Annotated in this window: 24 protein-coding genes; 18 read left to right on the plus strand and 6 right to left on the minus strand. The window is 38.1% G+C overall.

The genetic code is table 11. The annotated features are described in order from the left end of the window. The first annotated feature begins 42 nt into the window (after positions 1–42). From gap to fabI, 4 genes are all read left to right on the plus strand, one after another. Entirely contained in the window at positions 43–1,044 is a 1,002-nt protein-coding gene (gene gap, locus ACM66U_RS02605; protein WP_151900961.1) for a type I glyceraldehyde-3-phosphate dehydrogenase, read from the plus strand. Positions 1,045–1,054: 10 nt separating this feature from the next. Further along, positions 1,055–2,266 carry a phosphoglycerate kinase gene (locus tag ACM66U_RS02610; RefSeq protein WP_151900960.1) on the plus strand — a complete coding sequence of 404 codons (1,212 nt, stop codon included), beginning with the start codon at positions 1,055–1,057 and terminating at the stop codon, positions 2,264–2,266. A gap of 1 nt (position 2,267) precedes the next feature. Further along, on the plus strand, positions 2,268–2,972 hold the full coding sequence (locus tag ACM66U_RS02615; protein ID WP_418641057.1) for a triose-phosphate isomerase: 705 nt from the start codon (positions 2,268–2,270) through the stop codon (positions 2,970–2,972). 71 nt (positions 2,973–3,043) lie between these two features. After that, positions 3,044–3,865, plus strand: a complete 822-nt coding sequence (gene fabI, locus ACM66U_RS02620; protein WP_151900958.1) for an enoyl-ACP reductase FabI — start codon at positions 3,044–3,046, stop codon at positions 3,863–3,865. A 201-nt stretch (positions 3,866–4,066) separates the two neighbouring features. On the opposite strand, the gene ACM66U_RS02625 is transcribed toward fabI, so the two are convergent. After that, on the minus strand, positions 4,067–4,483 hold the full coding sequence (locus ACM66U_RS02625; protein ID WP_151900957.1) for a hypothetical protein: 417 nt from the start codon (positions 4,481–4,483) through the stop codon (positions 4,067–4,069). A 107-nt stretch (positions 4,484–4,590) separates the two neighbouring features. Here ACM66U_RS02625 and ACM66U_RS02630 point away from each other — a divergent pair, with 107 nt between their 5' ends. The 3 genes from ACM66U_RS02630 (at position 4,591) to ACM66U_RS02640 (ending at position 7,026) form a co-directional block, all read left to right on the plus strand. After that, positions 4,591–5,844, plus strand: coding sequence for a hypothetical protein (locus tag ACM66U_RS02630; protein ID WP_418641058.1), 1,254 nt, complete (start codon positions 4,591–4,593; stop codon positions 5,842–5,844). 98 nt (positions 5,845–5,942) lie between these two features. Continuing rightward, positions 5,943–6,059 carry a nucleotidyltransferase domain-containing protein gene (locus ACM66U_RS02635; protein WP_188109981.1) on the plus strand — a complete coding sequence of 39 codons (117 nt, stop codon included), beginning with the start codon at positions 5,943–5,945 and terminating at the stop codon, positions 6,057–6,059. Between the two features lie 7 nt (positions 6,060–6,066). Continuing rightward, positions 6,067–7,026, plus strand: a complete 960-nt coding sequence (locus ACM66U_RS02640) for an ABC transporter permease (protein WP_151900955.1) — start codon at positions 6,067–6,069, stop codon at positions 7,024–7,026. A gap of 170 nt (positions 7,027–7,196) precedes the next feature. Here ACM66U_RS02640 and nusA read toward each other — a convergent pair whose 3' ends face one another. Beyond that, positions 7,197–8,333: a transcription termination factor NusA gene (nusA, locus tag ACM66U_RS02645; protein ID WP_418641059.1), complete on the minus strand. Its 1,137-nt coding sequence runs from the start codon at positions 8,331–8,333 to the stop codon at positions 7,197–7,199. Positions 8,334–8,685: 352 nt separating this feature from the next. Here nusA and ACM66U_RS02650 point away from each other — a divergent pair, with 352 nt between their 5' ends. The 8 genes from ACM66U_RS02650 to ACM66U_RS02685 are packed head-to-tail and all read left to right on the plus strand — an operon-like array spanning position 8,686 to position 14,232. Then, positions 8,686–8,931 carry an HP0268 family nuclease gene (locus tag ACM66U_RS02650; RefSeq protein WP_151900953.1) on the plus strand — a complete coding sequence of 82 codons (246 nt, stop codon included), beginning with the start codon at positions 8,686–8,688 and terminating at the stop codon, positions 8,929–8,931. A 10-nt stretch (positions 8,932–8,941) separates the two neighbouring features. Further along, entirely contained in the window at positions 8,942–10,246 is a 1,305-nt protein-coding gene (gene miaB / locus ACM66U_RS02655) for a tRNA (N6-isopentenyl adenosine(37)-C2)-methylthiotransferase MiaB (RefSeq protein ID WP_151900952.1), read from the plus strand. After that, entirely contained in the window at positions 10,239–10,862 is a 624-nt protein-coding gene (locus tag ACM66U_RS02660) for a lysophospholipid acyltransferase family protein (RefSeq protein ID WP_418641060.1), read from the plus strand. Before miaB ends, ACM66U_RS02660 begins: the two co-directional genes overlap by 8 nt. Next, a complete protein-coding gene (locus tag ACM66U_RS02665) occupies positions 10,852–11,307 on the plus strand; it encodes a hypothetical protein (RefSeq protein ID WP_346389385.1) in 456 nt (151 codons plus the stop codon). The genes ACM66U_RS02660 and ACM66U_RS02665 overlap by 11 nt, the downstream gene beginning before the upstream one ends. After that, a complete protein-coding gene (locus ACM66U_RS02670) occupies positions 11,288–12,124 on the plus strand; it encodes a tyrosine-type recombinase/integrase (RefSeq protein WP_151900949.1) in 837 nt (278 codons plus the stop codon). Before ACM66U_RS02665 ends, ACM66U_RS02670 begins: the two co-directional genes overlap by 20 nt. Further along, entirely contained in the window at positions 12,118–13,155 is a 1,038-nt protein-coding gene (locus tag ACM66U_RS02675; RefSeq protein WP_151900948.1) for a hypothetical protein, read from the plus strand. The genes ACM66U_RS02670 and ACM66U_RS02675 overlap by 7 nt, the downstream gene beginning before the upstream one ends. Next, on the plus strand, positions 13,152–13,685 hold the full coding sequence (locus ACM66U_RS02680; protein WP_151900947.1) for a hypothetical protein: 534 nt from the start codon (positions 13,152–13,154) through the stop codon (positions 13,683–13,685). Before ACM66U_RS02675 ends, ACM66U_RS02680 begins: the two co-directional genes overlap by 4 nt. Continuing rightward, a complete protein-coding gene (locus ACM66U_RS02685) occupies positions 13,675–14,232 on the plus strand; it encodes a hypothetical protein (RefSeq protein ID WP_151900946.1) in 558 nt (185 codons plus the stop codon). Before ACM66U_RS02680 ends, ACM66U_RS02685 begins: the two co-directional genes overlap by 11 nt. Here the strand turns inward: ACM66U_RS02685 and tilS are convergent. Then, positions 14,178–15,170, minus strand: a complete 993-nt coding sequence (tilS, locus tag ACM66U_RS02690; RefSeq protein ID WP_346389388.1) for a tRNA lysidine(34) synthetase TilS — start codon at positions 15,168–15,170, stop codon at positions 14,178–14,180. The two genes, ACM66U_RS02685 and tilS, sit on opposite strands and share 55 nt — an antisense overlap. After that, positions 15,151–16,476, minus strand: coding sequence for a 30S ribosomal protein S12 methylthiotransferase RimO (gene rimO / locus ACM66U_RS02695; protein WP_418641061.1), 1,326 nt, complete (start codon positions 16,474–16,476; stop codon positions 15,151–15,153). The genes tilS and rimO overlap by 20 nt, the downstream gene beginning before the upstream one ends. Positions 16,477–16,652: 176 nt before the next feature. On the opposite strand from rimO, the gene ACM66U_RS02700 reads away from it, so the two are divergent. Next, positions 16,653–17,795 carry an aminoacetone oxidase family FAD-binding enzyme gene (locus ACM66U_RS02700; protein WP_346389390.1) on the plus strand — a complete coding sequence of 381 codons (1,143 nt, stop codon included), beginning with the start codon at positions 16,653–16,655 and terminating at the stop codon, positions 17,793–17,795. A gap of 5 nt (positions 17,796–17,800) precedes the next feature. Here ACM66U_RS02700 and ACM66U_RS02705 read toward each other — a convergent pair whose 3' ends face one another. Further along, positions 17,801–18,178, minus strand: coding sequence for a group III truncated hemoglobin (locus ACM66U_RS02705; protein WP_346389391.1), 378 nt, complete (start codon positions 18,176–18,178; stop codon positions 17,801–17,803). A 124-nt stretch (positions 18,179–18,302) separates the two neighbouring features. On the opposite strand from ACM66U_RS02705, the gene uvrB reads away from it, so the two are divergent. Further along, positions 18,303–20,285, plus strand: a complete 1,983-nt coding sequence (gene uvrB, locus ACM66U_RS02710; protein WP_418641062.1) for an excinuclease ABC subunit UvrB — start codon at positions 18,303–18,305, stop codon at positions 20,283–20,285. A gap of 123 nt (positions 20,286–20,408) precedes the next feature. Continuing rightward, complete coding sequence (locus ACM66U_RS02715; protein WP_151900942.1) at positions 20,409–20,969, plus strand: DedA family protein; 561 nt, start codon at positions 20,409–20,411, stop codon at positions 20,967–20,969. A 37-nt stretch (positions 20,970–21,006) separates the two neighbouring features. Here the strand turns inward: ACM66U_RS02715 and pckA are convergent, their stop codons facing one another. After that, positions 21,007–22,596 (minus strand): phosphoenolpyruvate carboxykinase (ATP), encoded by a 1,590-nt coding sequence (gene pckA / locus ACM66U_RS02720; protein WP_151900941.1) that lies wholly within the window; start codon positions 22,594–22,596, stop codon positions 21,007–21,009. Positions 22,597–22,672: the final 76 nt, after the last annotated feature.

Raw genomic sequence — 22,672 nt, forward strand, 5'->3', positions numbered from 1 at the left:
TTTTGGATAAAATTACCCAATTATTTTATATTAGGAACTATAATGGCACTAAAAATAGCAATTAACGGATTTGGTAGAATAGGTCGTTGTGTGGCACGTATTGCACACAAAAGAGATGATGTGGAAGTTGTCGCTATAAATGACACTGCAAATATAGATATGATGATCTATCTATTGAAAAATGACTCTGTTCACGGAACATTTGAGAGTGAAGTTGTGCAGCTTGATGATGAAAACATTGCAATTGACGGGAAAAAAATAAGAGTTTTTTCTGATCGTGATCCAAAAAACCTGAAATTTGCCGAATGTGGCGCTGATATGGTTTTGGAGTGTACCGGTGTCTTTTTGACACAGGAGTCCGCGCAGGTGCATATTGACAACGGTATACAAAAAGTTCTTTTTTCTGCTCCTGCGAAAGACAAAGCAACACCGACATTTGTGATGGGTGTCAATGAAGAAAAATATGCGGGACAAAAAATTGTCTCAAATGCTTCATGTACAACAAACTGTCTGGGTCCTGTTGCCCGTGTTCTTGATGATGCATTCGGTATTGAAAAAGGCTTAATGACGACTATCCACTCTTATACCAACGATCAAAATATTTTAGATGTGAAACACAACAAAGACAAACGCCGTGCCCGTGCCGGTGCTATAAACATGATTCCTACAACTACAGGCGCAGCAAAAGCCATCAGCCTTGTAATGCCTCAGCTTGAAGGAAAACTGCATGGGCAGTCAGTACGTGTACCGACACCTGATGTTTCTATGGTTGATTTAAATGTTGTCGTTTCCAAAAATACAACAAAAGAAGAAGTGACGGCTGTTTTTAACGAAATGGCAGATACAAGACTCAAAGGGCTTTTGCATATGGATAAAGAGATGCGCGTTTCTCAAGATTTTGTAGGCTCGCAGTTCAGTGCAGTTGTGGCAGAAGATTTGACACAGGTTATCGGCGGTAACATGATAAAAGTTATGGCATGGTATGACAATGAGTGGGGTTATTCGTCACGACTTTTAGATATGGCTCTTCATATTTCAAAATAGGACAAAAAATTTGGAACTATTACACCTTAAAAAATTAGATATAGCAAATAAGAAGGTCTTCATTCGATGTGACTTTAATGTGCCTATGGATGAGTTTGGAAATATTGCAGATGACCGTCGGATTCGTTCTGCCATAGCCACTATCAACTATTGTCTTGATTTGGACTGTGCTGTTATATTGGCATCTCATCTTGGTCGTCCGAAAGGAGAAGTTGTAGAAAAATACTCTTTGGCTCCTGTCGCAAGGCGTTTACAGCAACTTTTAAAGCGTCATGTAGCGTTGGCAAAAGATGTTGTCGGTGAAGATGCTATGCAAAAAGCAAAAGATTTGCCCCGGCATGAGGTACTTTTGCTTGAAAATTTGCGCTTCGAGCCGGGGGAGACAAAAGATGATGCAGAGTTGTCAAAAAAGCTTGCATCAATGGCAGAGTTTTATATCAACGATGCTTTTGGTGTCAGTCACCGAGCGCATGCATCTGTACACGGCATTACAAAGTTTTTTGACAATGAGCACAAAGCAGCCGGCTTTTTGCTTGAGCGTGAGATTCAGTACTTTTCAAAACTTATGAACAATCCTGTCCGTCCGTTTGCTGCTATTATCGGTGGAAGCAAGGTTTCAGGTAAACTTGAAGCACTTGTAAATCTGCTGCCTAGAGTTGACAAAGTATTCATCGGCGGAGGCATGGCTTTTACATTTTTAAAACAGATGGGTTATGAAATAGGCGCTTCTCTTGTGGAAGATGACTTACTGGAAGAAGCACAAAATATTATGGATGAAGCAAAAAGACTGGGTGTGAAATTCTATCTGCCAGTGGATGTTATAGCAGCAGAAAAATTTTCTGAAGATGCTGTCAGTAAAATTGTCACAGTGCAAGAGATTCCACAAAAATGGATGGGACTTGACATCGGTCCTGCAACTGTAAGACTGTACAGAGAGGCGCTCAATGATGTCCAGACAGTACTGTGGAACGGACCTATGGGCGTCTATGAAATGGAAAAATTTGCCAGAGGTTCATCAAAAATAGCACATTTTGTAGCAGATACCTATGCCACGACAGTCGTAGGCGGTGGTGATACTGCTGATTTGGTAAAAAGAGTGGGCGTTGATGAAGACATCAGCTTTATATCTACAGGCGGCGGTGCTTCATTGGAGTTGCTTGAGGGCAAGGTTCTTCCGGGTGTACAACCTTTGATGGTAGAAACTACAGATAAAAAGGACTAAGATGATTATTGCAGCGAATTTGAAAACAAACCTTACAAGAAAAGCGACACACAAATATATGCAAGAGTTGGATTCCTGTGTGCAAAAGAGTTCACAAGAGGTTATAGTTTTTCCTGCAATATCATCCCTTGATTGTTACGACACAAAAATAACTATCGGCACGCAAAATGCATATCCTGTTGAAAAAGGAGCCTTCACCGGTGAAATCGGACTGGAACATCTTGCAGAGTTTGGCATCAAAACTATACTGATAGGGCACAGTGAGCGTCGTCATATTTTGGGTGAGTCCCAAGAATTCATAGCTGAAAAATTTGAATATTTTAAAGCACAAGGATTCCAAATTGTTTATTGCGTAGGCGAGCCACTGGCTGTGAGAGAGTCTTCAAAAGAGGAGATGCTTGCATATTTATATCAACAATATGAAGGCATTGATACCCAATATGAAAACCTGATTATTGCCTATGAACCTGTTTGGGCCATAGGTACGGGCAAAATACCGACGCTAGAGGATATAGAGGATATTCACTCCGAATTGAAGAAAAAATCATCTGCACCTCTTTTATACGGTGGCAGCGTGAAAGTCAACAATGTTAAAGATATTTTGCAGGTAAAAAATGTTGACGGTGTTTTAGTCGGCAGTGCAGCATTATATGCTGAACATTTTTGTACAATGATAGAGTCGGCAGACGAGTTAGACCACATCTAACCGAAACCCGTACTCCAATTCGGGTTTTGCGTCTTTAAAACTAAAATTTTAATTATAAAGGAAAAAATCGAATGATAATGAAAGGAAAAAAAGGCTTAATAGTAGGTCTGGCAAACAATAAATCCATAGCATACGGCATAGCAAAAGCCTGTGCGGCACAGGGAGCTGAAATGGCTTTTACATATTTGAATGATGCCTTGAAAAAAAGAGTAGAACCTATAGCAAAAGAGTTTGGAAGTGACTGTGTATATGAGTTAGATGTCTCAAATGAAGAGCATATGTCCGGGATTGCTGCTAAAATTGAAAAAGATTTTGGAAAAATCGACTTTTTGGTGCATTCTGTTGCGTTTGCACCAAAAGAGGCACTCTCTGCACCTTTTATGAAAACAACAAAAAGTGCATTTCAGATTGCCATGGATATTTCTGTCTACTCTTTTATTGATTTGACCAATCGCTTGGAATCTGTTTTGTCTGATGATGCTTCCATCTTGACACTTTCCTATCTTGGCGGACCAAAATACATTGTAAATTATAATGTAATGGGCGTGGCAAAAGCAGCCTTGGAGTCGAGTGTACGTTATATGGCAGTTGAACTCGGTGCCAAAGGGCAACGTGTCAATGCTATCTCTGCAGGACCTATCAAAACACTTGCCGCTGCAGGGATAGGTGATTTTAAGCAGATACTGAACTGGAATGAAACAAATGCTCCATTGAAACGAAATGTAACAATAGACGAAGTCGGCAACTCTGCAATGTATCTGTTGAGCAATCTAAGCTCAGGTGTAACAGGTGAAGTGCATTATGTGGATGCAGGGTACAACATCATGGGTATGGCAGCCGCAGCTACTAACGAAGAAGGCAAAACTGTCTTGGCATGGGATACCAGAAAATAGGATTTCTTAGCTTACATGTAAGTTAATTAAGTTTTTGGAACCCAGATTTCAATCTGGGCTGAGAAGATAACAAAGTTACAGTCGGCATTACAGAAAAAAATTTAGTTTTTCTCACAAGTCATGCTTTAGCATAGAAAGTACCGATTCCGAAAAAACCCGGAACCCGTACTTCAGTGCGGGCTAAACTGCAAAAAAACGGGATTATTTCCCTATAACAGGCATATTTTCCAGTTTTTTCACATGAGAATCCTTTTCATCAGAAGGATGTAATTTTGAATATGCTGCCGCTTTGTCAACATACTCTTGAAGTGTAAAGTTCCTTTCCTTGTCCTCTACATATTTTTCTTCCCTGTCGTTGCTGGTATTTGTAGCGTTCATATCTACTTTTTTCATATATTTTTTTTGCACTTTTCTGTCTTCATTTACAGTAGGTGTCCACTCATTTTTGAGCCAACTGTCGAGATTTTTTTGTATTAATCCCGGTTTTGCTTTGCCGTTTGAGTTACTTATCTTATTTAAATCACTGTTTTGTGATGGTGCCACAGGAGCGTCTGTCGCGCATCCACTGAGTAATATAAAGAGTGGTATTGTTAGTGATGTTGTAATTAATTGTTTCATATTGTAATTATATCTTATTTTGTATAATAATTCATCACTTTAATGAAAAGTTAAGAGTTGATTATGCTATACTACCCGTGAAATTTGTAAAAGGATAAGGAGAAAATATGAAATTTACAAAAATGAGTTTGGTGGCAGCGCTGCTAATAGGTTCAAGTGCGTTTGCAATTGAAAACACAAAAGTTAGTGGTGATGCTAACTTGTTTTATGAAACAACTGATGCGGGAAGCAATTCTTTTTTTGATAAAGACAACAGTTCAGCAGATGCCTCAATCAACCTAAATGTTACAACTGATTTAGTAAAAAATTCGACTGTGGCAATTAGTGCTGGTGCCGGTTATACAGTACTTACAACATTAGGTTTAGAGCAAAACCTTGTAAGCAGTGTATGGGGTGGTGCACATGGGATTACTCCTAATACATCAAGTCGCGGTGCACATGTAAATACTCCTAACTGGATGAATGAAGCATGGATTGCAGCAACTGCTGGAAAAACTACAGTAAAACTTGGGCGTATGGAATTAGATACACCATTAGCATTTACAGAAACATGGTCTATTGAAAAAAATACTTTTGAAGCGGCTGTAGTTATTAATCAAGATCTTCCAGACACTACGTTAGTAGGTGCATATGTAGGTAACGGAAATGGTACAGAAAGTCTTGGTGGATCATCTTTGGCAGCAGGTCCAATTGCAACAGCACCTTTAGTAAATGAAGGTGGTAAGTTTGATACATATGGTAAATCAGGAGCATATGCTGTTGGTGTTATAAATAATTCATTTAAACCATTAACTGCACAAGCGTGGTACTACAGTGTTACTGCAGTTGCAGATGCTTATTGGTTACAAGCTGATTTAGATGCTAGCGGCTTAGGTGTAGCAGGTCTTACTGTAGGTGCACAATATTCTAATATTAAATCTGTAGCAAGTGGAGCAAAAGCTGATGATGTATATGCTTTACAGGTAGGGTACGAAATGAAAGATCTTTTTGCTGCAAGTTTGTCTTTCTCATCAGTAAACAAAGGTGGTTCAATCGGTTATGCCGGTTTCAATACTGCAACAGCAGCAACAACTGCACAAACAAAACTTTACACAGAAGTATGGTGGAACTATGGACAGGTTACTATGAGTGATACTGATTCAATCCACTTAACAGTTACATCACCTGTACAGGGTTTATTTGATTTAGGTGTTTATTATACAGATGTTAACCATAAAGCAACTGGTAGTCAAGATCTTAAAGAACTTACAGTAACTGCTGGCAAATCATTTGGACCATTAGATGCAACATTAGTATTTATTAATACAGATGCAGCAACAAATGACAATATAGTACAAGCATATTTAACTTTAAACTTCTAGTCTAAACTTTTCTAGCTCCCTTTCGGGAGTTAGTCTTTTCTCCTCTTCTTCAAAAAAACTAACAAAGATATTTTTTTAACTTATGATATAATATCTTTATGGCAAAAATTAATGAAATAGAATTTGCATATCTGTTTGGCTCCTATGCAAAAAATAATCAAACAGAGAGTAGTGATATAAGACAATACTCTGAATATATACGAAAGGGTTTATAGCAGAGATATGACACTTTTTATGAAAAAAACAGCCTACATCCTTTTTATGTTACTGCTCATCTCAATCATTTCTTTTTTAGCTATTCACGCTGCACCAAACAGTTTTTTTGGAGCGGGAGAATTGAATCCGAATATGACGAAAGAGGCAATAGAAAAACTAAAAGCTGTGTATGGACTGGACAAGCCACTTCTTGAGCAGTATATTTCTTGGGTGAAAAACATTACTATGCTTAATTTTGGCATATCATTTGTAAGTGGTCAGGATGTAAGTTCTGAGATACTCAAACGCCTGCCTGTAACTCTTTGGATGAACAGTATCTCTTTGGTTGTTGTTTTTGTGCTATCTTTATATCTGGGTATCGAAGCAGCACTCTCGTATGAAAAAAAGAGCGACTATATTATTCGTCAAATATCTTTAGTCTCTTTTTCTATGCCCTCATTTTATCTTGCATTGATTTTTATTATTCTTTTTGCCATAAAACTTGAATGGTTTCCTATAGCGGGACTTCATTCGATTGAAGCAAAAGAGGGTTTTGCAAATTATACAGATATGGCATGGCATGTGACTTTGCCAGTGTCGGTAATGATTTTTACAGGCTTGGGAAGTATGATAATTTATATCCGGTCACTGACTCTGGAGATACTCAAAAGTGATTATTACTTTTTTGCACGTGCCCGTGGCTTAGGAAAAAAAGAGCTGTTGCGATATTATATTTTACCAAATTTGATGCCACCTGTTATAACTCTGTTGGGGCTTTCTTTGCCCGGACTCATCGGTGGGAGTGTTATTTTGGAGTCTATTTTCGGTATAGAGGGGATGGGACAGCTTTTTTACATCTCGGCATTATCACGAGACTACCCCATCATTATGGGGATTTTGATGATAACAGCATTGTTGACACTACTGGGAAATATGTTGGCAGATCTGCTTTTGTTGAAATTAAATCCTTATATGAATAGAACATAAGTAAGCAAGAACAGTCGGCACTACAGTACCGATTCCGGACCCCAAGGAACCCATCCTTTTAATGCTAAAGCATAACTTAGAAAAAAACTAAATTTTTTTCTGTAGGGTGGGCCGAAATTGGTATAAGTGTAACAACAGCCGGCATTAATGCACCGATTCCAAAAACTTTTCTAGCTAAAAAGTGCCTCCAACGCATCAACACTCTCTTTTTTCTCTTCTACGGTACCGTCTTCATTTGTAGTGACAGCATCATTTTCTACAAGTTCTATCTGTAAACCTGTGAGCATTGAAGCCAGACGGATGTTGATACCGCTTTTTCCGATTGCCTTGCTTTTTTGGTCGGCAGGCAGTGTAATGATGGCTTTTTCATTTTCGCCCTCTTCGTTTTTGACAATTTCTACATGAGAGATGATAGCCGGACTCATTGTACGTGATACAAAAAGTTCAGGAATGGTAGTATATTCTATACAGTCAATGTTTTCACCAATCAACTCTTGGCTTACCGCATTGATACGCACACCCTTGACACCGACTGTTGCACCGACAGCATCCACTTGCGGGTGTGTGCTTATAAGAGCGATTTTTGCTCTCTCACCCGGAATACGGGCTGACTTTTCTATGATGACCGAACCCTCTGCAATTTCTGGCACTTCAAGTTCCAAGAGTGCTTCTAAAAATTTTGGACTTGTCCGAGAAAGTTCGATTTGCATCCCGTTTTCTTTGTCCATATTTACACGCCTTACAACCGCTTTTATGTGATCACCCACTTCAAATATTTCGCCTTTTATACGGCTTTTCATTGGTAAAACTGCACGAATTTCATCCACTTCGATGTATGTGTTATTTTGTGCATCAACACGTGTAACACGACCGCTGACAAGTGTACCTACTTTGGATTTGTATTTGTTATAAATTTCATCTTCCACAAGTCTTTGTATATGGTACTCTATTTCACGGTGAAGTTGTGAAGCGGCTGTTCTGCCATAGTCCTCAAGGTCATGGTCAATTTGGAGTTGATCTCCGATTTCTACCTGATCATCATACTCTTTTGCTTCGGTAAGTGAAATATATGCGGGGGCAATCTCTTCATCCTGGAGTTTTTCATCATTATCAGCAACAACTGTGATTGTCTGAATAATTTTTAAATTTTTTGTATCTTCATCAACATCTGCTTCAAAAGCAAAGTTTTGTCCGATTACACGTTTTGCAGTTTGTACAAAAGCAGTTTTCAGTGCTTCCATTACTTTTTCAGGTTGTAAACCCTTTTCATGACCGATTGCTTCGGCTATATCTAAAATTTTTTCCATAGGTATTTCCTTAGTATTTTTAAGAAATCTGACATTGATAATTGCTATGACGGGGGATTTCTTAATTGAAGTATATAATTGTATCCAAAATCTACTAAAAATAGCTTTAACCCAATTTTTAGTAGATTTTCAGTATAATCCAAAACTTTTATGAGTTATAAAAAGCCGCAATGCGGCGTGGACTTCCTGTCGAAGGAAACCTGTGCGCTGTAAGTGAAGCGAGGAAGTACCCTCGGGGTATTAACGCAGTCAAAGGAATCAAGGTACCCCATGAGGGTATATTTTCTTTGGCATGTAAATAGGGAATAAAAAGGTTCCCTTGAATGTATAGAATAAATTAAAGGAATAAGTAATGGATTTGAAATTTGCAAGAACTGATTTAGAAGCAAAACCGAAAAAAGTTGATTTAGCTAAATTGGATGCAGAAGTAGAAAAAAATGAGAGTATAATATTTTATTTTGACAGAGAAAATTCACATAAAGATTTACTCGAACTGCAAGACCATTACGAAGCAATGGGAAAAAGTTTTTATATGAGTGAAGTAAAGTACGGATTGTCAGACAATGACTACATGTACCAAGTTCACATCATGAGCTAAAGAGCAGTTTATGAGTAAAAAGTTATTTATTGAAACCTTGGGTTGTGCTATGAACTCTCGTGACTCTGAACATATGATAGCACAGTTACGCGAAAAAGAGGGGTATGAAACGACACAGACCCTTGAAGAGGCCGACCTTATTTTGATAAATACCTGTTCTGTGAGAGAGCGTCCTGTTCATAAGCTTTTCTCCGAGCTCGGCGGTTTTAATAAACGAAAAAAACCTTCGGCTAAAATCGGTGTATGCGGATGTACCGCTTCTCATCTCGGTGAAGAGATTATAAAACGGGCACCCTATGTTAATTTTGTTCTGGGTGCAAGAAATGTTTCTAAAATCGGTGAAGTTTTACATAAAGACAAAGCTGTGGAAATAGACATAAATTATGATGAGAGTGAATTTGCTTTTGATGATTTTAGAACATCCCCCTATAAAGCATATATCAACATTTCAATAGGCTGTGACAAGCGGTGTACATTTTGTATTGTTCCAAAAACACGCGGAGATGAAATTTCGATTCCTGATGATTTGATTATAAATGAAGCAAAACGCGCAGTCAGCAACGGTGCAAAAGAAGTATTTTTACTCGGGCAAAATGTCAACAATTACGGGCGCCGTTTTTCATCAAGTGAACATGAAAAGGTAAATTTTACGGAATTATTGCGAAGACTTTCAAAAATAGAGGGCCTGGAACGTATCCGTTTTACTTCACCGCACCCTTTTCATATGGATGATGAATTTATAGAAGAATTTGCCAAAAATCCTAAAATCTGCAAATCTATGCATATGCCACTGCAAAGCGGTTCAAGCAAAGTGCTCAAAGATATGAAACGCGGGTACACAAAAGAGTGGTTCTTAAACCGTGTGCAAAAACTGCGCGCAGAGTGTCCTGATGTAAGTATATCAACAGACATTATAGTAGCCTTTCCCGGTGAGAGTGATGAAGATTTTGCAGATACAATTGATGTGATGAAACAGGTAAAGTTTGATCAGATTTTTTCATTCAAATATTCTCCTCGTCCTGAAACAGAAGCACAGCATTTTACAAATACGGTAGATGAAGAAGTAGCTTCAGAGAGACTTTCGTATCTGCAATCATTGCATAATGAACTTTTAGATGAGATCAATGCAAAGTATTTGGGACAAACTTTTCGTGTTTATTTTGAAAATCTAAATAAAGATAATTTTGTTTCAGGCAGAAGTGATAATAACCTCGTAATCAAAGTCAAAGGGAGCGAAGAGTTGTTAGGAGAGTTTAGAGATGTTAAAATTACTTCTATCGGCAGAACAATTTTAACAGGCGAAGTCGTTGCTTAAGAAGACAAGCCGTTCTCTTGCACTTTACCTCCTTCCCTTTACAGGCTCTTTGCTTATAAAACTACTCTACCTTACAAATAAAAAAGTTTTTCATGCGCCTGCAACACTTGGTGAAGAGAACTTCATAATGGCTTGCTGGCACGGGGAACTTTTGATGATTCCCTATGCCTATTTACACTACAGAAAAACTCCTCATGTAAAACTTATAATTTCGGATCATTTTGATGGCACACTCATCGCAAAAACACTCAGTTATTTTGGTTTTAAAACGATTCGGGGTTCAAGCAGACGCAATGCTGCAAGAGCGCTTTTGCAAGGGATAAAGGCTTTAAAAGAGGGATATGACCTGGGCATTACCCCGGATGGGCCAAAAGGCCCACGGCATGAGGTTGCTGACGGGATCATCGTAATGGCACAAAAAGCAGATGTGAAAATTACCCTTGTAGAGATCAAACCGAGCAGTTACTGGCAGCTGAATTCATGGGATAAGTTTGTAATTCCCAAACCTTTTGGTACAATTACCTATTATATAAGTGATTTGCTGGATATAAAAGGGCTTGAACTTGAAGAGGCCAGAGACTTGATTAAAAAGGGGTTACTCAAACATGAACAATAAATTTTTTTTTCCGGCTTTGGCTGCTCTTTTTTTAGTAATTATGGGTATCTACTTTTTGGTCAATCCCTCTTATGAAAAGTCCATAGAAGCGAAATATTATTATGAGATTGGTGATTATGAAGAAGCCTATAAACGTGCCAATGAGGCCTTCAGCCTAGACATATACAACCGCATGGCTGCAACAATAATGGCACAGTCCAAAACTTCCATAAAGTATAAAAAATACATAGATCAGGCAAAAGAGTATATGACTGAGATTAATCTTATAGCAGCTAAAGAGACCATAAGTGATGCGGACAGAGCCAAAATAAAACTGATGAGTGAGATAATGGTGGATTCTTATAAAAAACTTGCTCCAAGCGTAATTACAGATAAAAAGTTAGTACGTGAAGCAGCAAAATATTATAAAGATTTTGAGAAGCTTCTTGAAAAAGTCAATAGATAAATACAAAAAAGATTTTCTCACCTCCCTGGAAGAGCACAGAGGCTATTCAGATTTAACGATAAAAACCTATGCAGATGTTCTGAGTGAAGCATTCGGATACATAGAGACAGTGGAGGAAAACGGGCATACCGTTTTAAATTTGATGCCTTACAGGATTTTCATCGCTGGTTTAAATGCAAAAACAATTAGTAAAAAATTAAGCGCTGTTCGAAGTTTTGTTGCATTTGTACAAGAACAGGGTTTACATGTAACCTTGCAGGCGGATGAGAGTATAAAGGTTGCAAAGACACTGCCAAAGCCCATCTCTCATGAACATATTTTGGAAGCTTTGCAAAAGTGTGATTTAAAAGAAAAACTGCTGGTGAGTATGTTCTATACTGTGGGGTTGCGTATTTCTGAGCTTGCATCACTGGAACTGGAAAATATTTCGGGTGAATGGATACGGGTTACAGGAAAAGGTAATAAACAAAGAGATATACCGCTTCTCAAATCCACAAGAACACTCATTGATGAATATTTGTCAACTTTTGTGCTAAAAAAATTTCTTTTTGAAAAAAATGGCGAAAGATTAAGCGAAAATAGTCTAAGATATATGATAACTAAAATATTTAAGCGTGTAGCCTTGAAAGTCACACCCCACCAGCTTCGTCACTCTTATGCCTCCTCTTTGTTAAACGGAGGTGCACCGATAGTGGATGTCAGTGAACTGTTGGGACATGCATCCATGGCAACAACGCAGATATATACAAAATTAGGCAGTGCATTGAAACAACAAAATTACAACAAAGCACACCCCTTAGGGGAGAACGAGTGCTGAGCAGATTACTGGAATCTTTTTACCTTAAAGTCCTGGTGAATATTGTTGTCCAAAAAGAGAGTACCCTGGTTCATATAGAATTATATGGAAAAAAAGGAGTAATCGATGAAGTAAACTCTGAATTTCAAACAACCTCTCTCACTACACAAATGTATGATTTTATTTCTGAATACACAAAAGAGTCTCCCTATTTTTACATAGCTGTTTTAGATACATCTTTGGTGCAGGGAGCTCTTCCTTCATGTGAAAAAAACAAGTTGGATCATTATTTTGATTTGTCTATGTCAAAATACAAATGCTTTGAGAACAGATGGACTTTTTATACTGCAAAAAATGATATTTATGAGATAGAACGCAAATATGAAGATATTGGTGTTGATATGATATTTTCTCCTTTTGTTCTTTTGGCAAATTTTTTTCAGGATAAAATTAATGGAAATCTTGCAATGTATGTTCTTGTTCAAAACAATGTAATTTCTGTGGCTATTTTTGAACATTCAAATCTTCTTTATGCAGAACATCTGGATATGATTGCATCTGATGAAGCTGAAGATATTACACTTCATGAAGGAATAGATGAAGATATTGATACAAATCTTGATCTGGACCTTGATGAGGGCATTGATTTGGAAGATATAGATGTTGATGAGAATGACTTGGATTCTTTAGATGATTTTGGTGATATTGAAGATCTGGATTCGATTGAGGACATCGATGAGTTTTCCGAAAGTAAAGATGTTGAAGAAGAACTGTTTGAGAGTGAGAATGCGTTGCCTGAAGATGAACAAAACGAATCTTTTAATGAAGACTATCAGCGGTTTACACTCATTCAGTTGGCTGTTTCACACTTTTACAAAGATGAAAAATATGAAAGCAGATTTGTAGAGAATGTCTATATTGCCGATGGTACAGGGGTGACAAACGATTTAAAAAAGTACCTTGAAGAAGAGATGTTCTTTAATGTTTATGTAAGACAGGCTGATCTTGGAGCCGAGTTATGTGAACTCACAAAGCTGGAGCTTGGTTTATGAAATACAGCTATATAAAACCAAGAAAAAAGACGCCTCTGACACCGGAATTGCAAATAGTGTTCACTTTTTTTGCGATGACACTGTTAATGCTTCTTGCAACATATTCGTTCTTGCTTTATAAAGATTATACATTCATACAGGATAAGCAATCAATCATAGAACACAAAAAAGAACTTGAAGCCAGTATCAGTCATATGCAGAATCAAATAAGCTTTATTCAAAAGCAAAAGGCTTTAGCAGAAAAAGTATTTACACAAAATATGGTATTAAAAGATTCTATCGCAAACCTGTTTGACCTGGTGCCGCAACGCATCACGCTTTCGCGGGCACAACTTTTAAAAAACGGTTTGATACTGTATGGTATAACACCAAACAAAGATGTTTATAATTTTATGCTCCAGGCGCCATTACGTTCAATTTTTCATAAAACATACAGCAGCTTTTATCCTGCAAAGAATGGTTGGCTTATGTTTGTATCGACAAACTATATGGATGAATCACAGACAGAGGAGTTAGACAGTGAAAATTAAAATTTCCCGTCACTATTTATATATTTTACTGATATCTGTTTTTCTGTTTCTGTTTGTGCTTGTTTTTTCTTTTGGACTGCTTATTCCTAAAGGAAAAGAGTATCGCGAATCCAGGCTTGAGCTGCGAAAAGAGAATGCAGAGTTGCGTAAATATCAGGATTTTTATGACAAAACCCTCAAAACACTCAAAGATTTACAGAGTAAGAACAGACATATTATAACTGCATTTGATATGACATTTAACCCTGACAGGTTTGAAAAAAAATATAAAACTTTTTTTTCATCCTTACATGTAATGAAAGTGGAGCGCTCAAAAGATGAAGAGGGTTTTGCAACATATGAAGTCAATACAACATCCAAAATCAGTTCACCAAAAAATTTCTATAATTTTTTAGATGCACTCAACAAGGCTGACTGGATTATAGGCGTAAATTTTCCTATAGATTTTAAACGTGAGGGAGAAATGATAAAGTCATCATTCACAATGAAAGTTTATACCAATAACAAAGATAAAAATTCTACTGCTTCCGGATCTGTGAGTAAATAGCCCCGTAATTTCGGTTCTACATGTAAAGAACGCATTCTTTCTTTAAAATTTTTTGGCATATTGACGGGTTTTATATAGGGTGCAATCAAAATATACTCTGCCATCATCGTCACCACATACTTTCTGCCTATGACTAAACTGTCTTGAATTTGTAGCAATTTTTTTTCTTCGCCACTCATGAGATGATTGATTGATTTGAGATATTTGTCAATATGATAGATGTCATTTCTTCTTGTAGGTGTTTTTTTAAAGCAGGCGAGTTCATTTATCTTTTGCAAGGAAGTACTCTGTATCAAATCCCTTACATCCGCATCCATGTAGGCAAAACTTTTTTTGATACCCTGTGCATATTTTTGTAAAAGAGGGTTTGTGTAGTTGTGCCGAAAAATATTGCGTGTATACTTTTCGTCCGCATTACTTGCATCTTCAAAATATCTAATGTTGTTTCCATGCAAATATTCAAGAAGTTCCTCTTTGTTTACATGTAACAGTGGTCTGTAAAGCATATAGCCGTTGCGCTGTGTTTTTTCCTGCATGCCGGCAAGTTCTGCACAACCGGCACCTTTGCAAAACTGCATAAGCATCCATTCAAACCTGTCTCCCAAATGATGGGCTGTGAGGAGGGTGTCGTAACTATTCTGCTGTATAAGAGATTCAAAAAAATCATAGCGAATTTGTCTGGCATTGGCTTCAAAATTAGTTGTAATTTTTTGTGCGTGATGGACATTACATGTAAAGCCGTACTCTTTTGCCAAGGCTTTTGCATAGACTACCTCTTCTTTGCTTTGTTCTCTTATTCCGTAATCAACAATAGCAATATCAAATTTGATGTCATTTTCCAAAAGAAGAAAGAGCAGGGCAGTAGAGTCGCCTCCGGCAGAAAATGCCAGCAGGTTTTTTGTTGTTTGTAAGGCCTTTTTAGTCTTGCTTTTGAGCATTGTCTACGGTTGCTGTAAGAATATTTCCGACTAGCTCGGTAATTTTAGCAGAATAAATCTTGCCAAAATCCAAATCTTCATCAAGCGTTCTGTCATTGACATAAATTTCACCGTCAATCTCCGGTGCCCAGATAAGTTCTCTTGCGCTTAAAAGATACTCATGTTCATCACTCTCCCCGTCTATGACGATTTGTGTGGTTTTGCCGACCTCTTTTTGAAGAGATTTTTTTGTGCACTCTGCTGCAATATCACCAAGAATCTGTGTACGCTCGGCTTTGACTTTTTCTGAGATTTTATCTTGCATATCATGGGCTGAAGTCGTCTCTTCGTCAGAATAGGAAAAAACATTGATGCGGTCAAAGCCGAAATTTTGTGCAAAATTACACATCTCATCAAACATTGCCTCTGTTTCATGCGGATGTCCGACGATGAAACTTGTGCGTACAAAAGAGTCTGGCAGGCTTCTCATGTAGTTCAGCAGTTCGAGTGTTTTTTCTTTGTCGAATCCGCGTTTCATAATACGCAGCATCTCATCGTTAATGTGCTGGATAGGCATATCAAAATAGTTGTGAAACACTTTGCTTTTTGCAATATTTTTCAGAAGTTTCATGCTTGTAGTTGAAGGGTAGAGATAGAGAATTCTCGCAGATTTTACACCCTCAATCAGTTCAATTCTCTGAATAAGCAGAGAAAGTCCGTCTTTGATATTTTGGTCACGCAGATAAGAACTTGAATCCTGTGAAACAAAAGAGAAATCCCAGTAGCCTTTTTTGACAAGTCCTTCAACTTCCTTGGCGATAGAATCTAAATTACGCGAGTTTAATTTACCTTTAAAAGAGGGAATCGCACAAAAACTGCATGTCTGATTACACCCTTCTGAGAGTTTGATGTAGGCATGGTATGTAGAACCTGTTACAACACGCTCAGCACCGTCAATAAGGTATACTTCATCAGAAAAACGGCTCTTTTTCTCAACCAAAAGCTCATCAATTTTGTCATAATCACCCACACCGGTAAAAATATCAACCTCGGGAATCTGCTCCATCAACTCCTCTTGATAGCGCTCGCTCAGGCAGCCTGCCATTACAAGAAGTGAATCCTCTTTTCGTGCATCATGCAGAGAAAGCACGGTATTGATTGATTCTTCTTTTGCCGCGTCAATAAAACCGCAGGTATTGACAATAATGACATCGGCTTCTTCATTGTTGTCTGTGAGTTCAAAATTTTGTAGTTTTCCCATCATCACTTCTGTATCGACCAGGTTTTTGGTACATCCGAGTGAAACTATGTGGAGTTTGTTGCTCATATCTCTTCTTTGTATTGTTTTTGCTTCATGGCAATTTAAAATTCATTTTCTGAATGGCTTTTTTTGAACCCGGACTTCAGTGCCGGCTCCAAAAAAGCTGCTTCATTTAAGGCAATAAGATCAAAATTGATTTTAAATTACGATATATTTGTGTAATTATACCGTATAATTAGTCTATGAAAAACTATGATGTAATTATTCTTGGTGCCGGGGCGAGTGGACTGATGTGTGCAGGCAGTCTGAGTAAAAAAATGAGCATTGCTATAATCGAGGGCAATGAAAAAGCTGCCAAGAAACTCAAAATTTCCGGTGGAGGTAAATGTAATATTACCAATGTCAGTGTGCAGATAAATAATTTTGACGGTGAAGAGAGATTACTCTCAGCAGCCTTTAAACGATTCACGAAAGATGATTTATTGGACTTTTTGGACAGAAACAGGGTAGCGTTGGAACTGAGAAAAGGACGCTACTATTTTTGTAAAAATTCTTCGGATGATATTATCAATGTATTGAAAAAAAATGCAAAAAACAGTGAAATTATTTTGAACAACAAAGTGTTACATGTAAGCAAATCAGAAGATTTTTTTACAGTTACGACAGACAAAAACAAATACACGGCAAAAAAAGTTGTTGTAGCCACCGGTGGAAAAAGTTTTCAAACGCTTGGTGCAAGTGATGCAGGGTTGCAAATTGCAAAAAGCTTTGGTATCGGTGTGAAAGAATTTACGCCTGCACTTGTCGGGCTTACACTGCAAAAAGAGCAGTTTTGGATGAAAGAGCTCAGCGGGCTGAGCTGCTATGTACATGTAAAGGTGGCAGATAAAATGCTCAAAGAAGAGATGCTTTTTGCGCATAAAGGCATTAGCGGTCCTGCCATACTTTCTGCTTCACTCTATTGGAAAAAAGGGGAAATAAGCATAGACTTTTTGCCCAATAAAAATATTTTAGATTTGGTGCAAAAGAGTAAAAAACTGGTGAGTTCACTCATCCCTTTGCCAAAAAGACTTGCAAAAGCTCTTTTGTCCGCGATAGATTTTAAAGACAAAGAGTGTACAAAACTGAGCAAACATGACAAAGAGGCATTAAAAACATTGCACAATTATACCTTTGCTCCTGCGGGAAATTTTGGTTTTAGCAAAGCGGAGGTAAGCAGAGGCGGTGTTTTGGCAGATGAGCTTACATATAATGGCTTGGAATCAAAAAAAGTAAAAGGTCTCTATTTTATAGGCGAAGTTGTAGATGTAACGGGCGAACTCGGGGGCTATAATTTTCAGTGGGCATTTTCAAGTGCCTACAGTTGTGCTAAATTTATAAAATAAAAAATTTAAAGTTTCAATTGTTTCATAAAATTATTTGCAATCATTTCACCTCTGGTCTTAAAAATATCTGCGGCTTTTTTTTCATACAGTCTGTCTATTGTTTCAGAAAAAAGTTCCAGCCATCTTTGAAAACTCTCTTTGTTAAGTCCGGGCATATCCAAGTGCGGTGTTATGGGGGTACCGTTATAACTGTTGTCGCCTGTTGTCATCGCTGCCCAAAAGTCTGTCAGAAGATTAAGATGATGCTGCCATTCATCCGAAATCATCTCATCCCCAAGTTTTTCAATAAAAAAATCAGCGATAAGGTCGTCTTTGAGTACACTGCTGTAAAAGCGGTCAACCATAACGCGAATGTTTTTTTTCGTAATAGTTTGGTATTGCATAAAACCTCGTTTGTCTGTTTTGTATAAAATTATATTATATAATAGCAGAGGTTTACTTGATATAAATCAATCAGAAATACATTATAATCTTTGATGTTTCTTTCATTTGGCTATAATTCCATTAATGAAAAAGAAACCAGAATTTAAAGTAGTATCACCCTATGAACCGGCGGGTGATCAACCGACAGCTATAAAAAAACTCTCTGACTCCATACTGAAAGGGAATCGCTATCAGACACTTGAAGGGGTCACGGGGAGCGGAAAAACCCATACGATGGCACGCGTTATAGAAAATGTAAAAATGCCGACTATCATTATGACACATAATAAAACGCTTGCCGCACAGCTTTACTCAGAATTTCGTCAGTTTTTTCCAAACAATCATGTCGAATATTTTGTTTCTTATTATGATTACTATCAGCCTGAAGCCTACATCCCGCGTCAGGATCTTTTTATAGAAAAAGATTCCGCTATCAATGATGAACTTGAACGTCTTCGACTTTCCGCTACGGCAAATCTGCTTTCGTATGATGATGTTATCGTCATCGCCTCTGTTTCTGCAAACTATGGTTTGGGAGATCCTGAGGAGTACCAAAACATGGTGCAGTCTTTGGCCGTCGGTGATGAAATAGCGCAGAAGAAACTGCTTTTGCGTTTGGTGGAAATGGGATATTCCCGAAATGACAGCTATTTTGACAGCGGGCATATTCGCGTGAACGGAGAAAGCATGGATATTTATCCGCCGTATTTTGAACAAGAAGCAATCCGTGTCGAATTTTTCGGTGATGAAATAGAGGCAATTTATACTTTTGATGTCATAGATAACAAACGTCTTGAAGAGCATAAAAGTGTTACTGTTTATGCGACTTCACAGTTTAGTGTTTCTCAGGAAAAAATGGCTGTGGCTGTCAAACGCATAGAAGAAGAGCTTGATGAACGTTTGGCATATTTTCAAAAAGAGGGAAAATTAGTCGAGTATCAAAGACTCAAACAGCGTGTCGAATTTGACCTGGAGATGTTGCAGACAACCGGAATGTGCAAGGGTATTGAAAACTATTCAAGACTTTTGACAAATAAAAAACCGGGAGAAGCCCCTTTTACATTGCTTGATTATTTTGAACAAAACCATAAAGAGTATCTTGTTATCGTAGATGAATCCCATGTTTCACTGCCACAGTATCGAGGAATGTATGCAGGAGACAGAGCAAGAAAAGAGGTGCTTGTCGATTATGGCTTTCGCCTGCCGTCAGCCCTCGACAACCGTCCGCTAAAGGCAGAAGAGTATATAAACAAAGCACCGTATTATCTTTTTGTTTCAGCAACGCCTTCTGAATATGAGTTGGAAATGTCGGCAGTCAAAGCGGAACAGATTATCCGTCCGACGGGACTGCTTGACCCTGTTATAGAGATAAAACCATCAGACAATCAGGTAGAAGATATCCATGATGAGATTAAAAAGACCATTGTCAAAGACGAACGTGTTTTAATTACGGTTTTGACGAAAAAAATGGCAGAGGCCCTGACAAAATATTTGGTGGATTTGGGCATTAAAGTACAGTATATGCACTCAGATATTGATACAATCGAGCGAAACCAAATTATTCGTTCATTGCGTCTGGGTGAGTTTGACGTGCTTATAGGCATCAATCTTTTACGTGAAGGTCTGGATCTGCCGGAGGTTTCTCTTGTGGCAATTTTGGATGCGGACAAAGAGGGATTTTTACGAAGTGAAACGGCACTTGTACAGACTATAGGACGCGGAGCGAGAAATGAAAACGGTCGGGTTATTCTGTATGCAAACAAAATGACAGGCTCTATGCAAAGAGCCATCGACAAAACAAATGCAAGACGGGCAATTCAAGAAGCGTATAACAAGAAGCATGGCATAACGCCAAAAACAACAAAACGGGCCCTGGATGAAAATCTTAAAGTTGAAGATCATGGCGGGCTCTACCAAAAATACAAAAAACAGGATAAAATACCGCCAAGTGAAAGAAAAGCAATGATAAAAGAGCTTTCCTTAAAAATGAAAGAGGCTGCCCGTGAGCTAAATTTTGAAGAAGCGGCACGACTGCGTGATGAAATCACAAAAATTAAAAAACTTTAGATTTGCTTTTTGGAACCCGTATTTCAGTGCGGGCTTTGTGTCTTTCAAGATTCAAGACTGGGTTACAGAAAAATTTAGCAATTTAGAAAGCAAAAAGTAACAAACAAGGAGCAACAATAAAATATGGAAGATACATTCAGTAATTTGGCAACATACGGGTATATAGGACTTTTTTTATACTCTTTAGGCGGTGGATTCATCGGACTTGTAGCAGCAGGTGTTTTGAGTTTTATGGGGAAGATGGATTTGACACTTTCAATCAGTATTGCCTTTTTGGGCAATGCGCTTGGAGATGTTTTGCTTTTTTGGCTGACAAGATACCAGAAGTCTATGATGGTTGAGGGGCTGCGTAAACATAGACGTAAACTCGCACTTGCACATATACTTATAAAAAAACATGGGGATTGGGTTATTTTTATTCAAAAGTTTATATACGGTTTAAAAACTGTCGTACCGATTGCAATAGCATTGACAAAATATGACTTTAAAAAGTTTGCAATATTAAATATTTTTGCAGCTGCTGTGTGGGCTTTGGCATTTGGTTTGAGCAGTTATTACTTCGGGGCTGTTTTGAGTAAGTTTGCCCTGTATATTAATGATAACAAATGGATAGCCCCTGTGATTTTACTTACTATCGGCGGAGCAGTTTGGATCTATCTGGAAAAGGCTACGAAAAAAAAGTAGCTTGAAAGAGAGTAAGAGTAAAAAGCCAAAAAGCTTTTTACTTTTCTACCTTGGGACCTGCTGCAGAGAAGTCAAATTCGCTGTCGGCATCCTGGTATCTTTTAAAGTTTTCCACAAACATATCTGCAAGTTTGTCGCGGGTTGCGTCAAAGGCCTCTTTGTCTTCCCAGGCATTTCTGGGGTTTAAAAGGTCAGGGTTGATATCTCCCAGTGTTTTAGGTACCTGCAGTCTGAATGTCTCTGTCGTATCAAATTCACTTTCATTGATGGTACCGTCAAGTATGGCATTGATGCATGCGCGGGTGTCTTTTAAACTCATACGTTTGCCGACACCGTATCCTCCACCGGTCCAACCTGTGTTGACAAGGTAAACATTTACATTGTGTTTGTCAATTTTTTCGCCGAGAAGTTTGGCATACACTGTAGGATGCAGGGTCATAAATGCTTCACCGAAACATGCAGAGAACGTTGCAACCGGCTCGGTAATACCACGTTCTGTTCCGGCAACTTTTGCAGTGTATCCGCTGAGGAAGTAGTACATTGCCTGTTCTCGGGTCAGTTTTGAAACCGGAGGCAGTACACCAAACGCATCGGCAGAGAGAAAAATAATGTTTTCAGGGTGTCCTGCCATTAAATCAGGCTTGTGGTTTTTTATGTGTTCAATAGGATAAGAAACACGGGTGTTTTCGGTTTTGGAACCGTCATCATAGTCAACTTCACCGTCATCATGCATAACAACATTTTCCAAAAGTGCATCTTTTTTGATTGCACCGTAAATTTCAGGTTCACTTTTTGCGTCAAGGTTAATGACTTTTGCATAACATCCCCCCTCAAAGTTAAAGACGCCGTAATCATCCCAACCATGTTCGTCATCACCGATGAGGGCACGTTTTGGATCTGTTGAGAGTGTTGTTTTTCCGGTTCCGCTCAGTCCAAAAAACAGAGCAGTGTCTCCGCGTTCTCCAACATTTGCAGAACAGTGCATGGAGAGTTTTCCGTCAAGCGGCAGCCAGTAGTTCATCATTGAAAAAATACCTTTTTTCAATTCACCGCCATACCAGGTACCACCGATTATAGCCATGTTTCTTTCGATATCAAAGAGAACAAAAACTTCAGAGTTCATGCCGTGTTCTTTCCATTTGTCATTGACAGCTTTACAGGCATTTAAAACAGTAAAATCAGATTTAAATGATGCAAGTTCGGAAGGAGTGGGGCGAATAAACATATTTTTAACAAAATGAGACTGCCAGGCAATCTCTGTCACAAAACGAATAGATTTTTTTGAAGCGGGACTTGCGCCACTGTATACATCAGTCACATAAAGATTTTTCCCAGAAAGCTGTTCACGGGAAAGATCCAGAAGCTCATTGAAAATTTCTTCACTGATTTTTTGGTTGACATCTCCCCATGCTATGTATTTATTAGATGGTTCACGGTCAACAAAATATTTGTCTTTGGGTGAACGGCCTGTAAATATACCTGTATCTACAGCAGTTGCACCTGTTTTGGTTTTTCTTACTTCACCATTTTCAAGTTCATGCTTGATTAATTCATCATAGTCAAGGTTATGATAAATTTTTCCGACATTTTTAAGTCCTAAATCTTCTAATTCTTTTGTTATGCTCATAGTTTACCTTGTGGTATATGTAATAATTGATACTTTTTAGCAGTGTATCATCTCTAGAGCGAAATTATACTACTTC

This window comes from Sulfurimonas sp. ST-27, from assembly GCF_048081595.1.
Lineage (GTDB): Bacteria > Campylobacterota > Campylobacteria > Campylobacterales > Sulfurimonadaceae > Sulfurimonas > Sulfurimonas hydrogeniphila.